Annotated in this window: 2 protein-coding genes; both read right to left on the bottom strand. The window is 76.6% G+C overall.

The features are described from left to right. Positions 1-300: UvrD-helicase domain-containing protein (locus AC1DUQ_RS21565; protein ID WP_477074615.1), on the bottom strand; the 300-nt coding region annotated here is incomplete at its 3' end. Then, a partial coding sequence (locus tag AC1DUQ_RS21570) for a RecB family exonuclease (RefSeq protein ID WP_477074616.1) occupies positions 297-1,625 on the bottom strand: 1,329 nt, incomplete at its 5' end. The genes AC1DUQ_RS21565 and AC1DUQ_RS21570, both read right to left, overlap by 4 nt.

The raw sequence follows: 1,625 nt of genomic DNA on the forward strand, positions 1-1,625 counted from the left end.
GCCCAGCACCACGCCCTGGGCCGCGGCCGCCCGCGCGAGGGTCCGCAGCCGCTTGCGCACCCGCTCGGCCAGCTCGCCGGCCGCCTTGCGCGTGAACGTCAGACCCAGCACCTGGTCCGGGGCCACGATGCCGTTGGCGAGCAGCCAGACCACCCGTGCGGCCATGGTCTCCGTCTTGCCGGACCCGGCACCGGCCACGACGAGCGACGGCCCGAGGGGCGCCTCGATCACGGCACGCTGCTCGGACGTGGGCGGCGGCTGGCCCACCAGGGCAGCGATCTGCGCGGCGGACAGGGTCATGCGACCACCTGTCCGCCCTCGCCACGGACCGGGCACGAGCGCCGCACGGGGCAGCGGTCGCACAGGTCGTTGGTGGTGGCCTGGAACGTCGAGGCGGCCATCTTGTCGGCCACCTGGTCGACCATCGCGCGCGCCCAGCTGGGTTCGTCGACCTCCGGCCCGAGCGCCTCCTGGGACCGGATCACGGCCGTCGCCCCGGTGCCGAGGAAGACCAGCTGCGCGCCCCCGCTCGTGGCTCCCTCGGGCAGCCCGTCGAACGCGCCGGCGTCGACCGCCAGCTGGTACGCACCCAGCTGCGGGTTCTCGGCKGCCTTGCCGACGCTCGGCGGGCTGGCACCGGTCTTCAGGTCCACCACACGCACCACCGGTCCGGCGGGACCGTCCTGCACGAGCTCGATCCGGTCCGCCGACCCCCGCAGCGACGCACGGTCGGTGTCGACGGCGAAGGACCCCTCGACCAGCAGCGGCTCACCGGCCGTCCGCAGGTAGACGGCGAGCCGGTGCACCATCGCGTCCGCCTTGCGCCGGGTCGCGAGCGCCGGCCAGCCCGAGCCCAGCCCGAGCTCGCCCCACCGGCGGTCGAGCGCCGCGGACAGCTCCTCCTCGGAGCCGCGCGGGTGCTCCTGCGCGATGGCGTGCAGCAGGGTGCCCAGGCTCTGCCCACCGCTCGCCGACGACGTCCCGCCCGCGGCCTCGAGCGCCCAGCGCAGGGCGCACCGCTGCGCGGTCTCCACCTTGGACGGAGAGACCGGCACGCGCTCGTCCGGCTCCCACAGCGGCGCCTCGCTCGACGGCTCCGCGAGGCCGTGCCACTGCGCGGGGTCGGCACCGGCGACGTCCGCCGCGGCCAGCCGCGCCAGGGTGCGGGCCGCGGCCGGGTCCGGCTCGACACCGTCCAGCGCCGCCTGCTCCAGGTGGGCCCGCAGCTGGGCCACGAGCCCCCGCAGGTCGAGCGGGCTGGGGACGCTGGTGCGGCGGGTCTCACCCTCGTCGTCGGACGGGTCGACCAGGTCGACGAAGGGCGACGGTTGGTGGTCGGCGTCGTCCACGGCCGTGACCAGGAGCGAGCGACGGGCACGCGAGCACGCCACCACGAAGGAGCGCAACTCGTCCGCCAGCACCGCGTCGCGCGCCGCCGCGGCGGACTCGGCGTCGTCGGAGGTACCGGGAACCGCGCGGCCGGCCACCAGGTCGACGAGCTCCTGCGCGCCCAGGAGGGAGTCACGCAGCCGCAGGTCGGGCCAGGAGCCCTCCTGGACCCCGGCCACCACGACGACGTCCCACTCCCGGCCGGCCGCTCCCGCCGGGGTCAGCACCTGCACCGA

It is taken from the genome of Cellulomonas sp. P4_B5_2 (assembly GCF_056402235.1).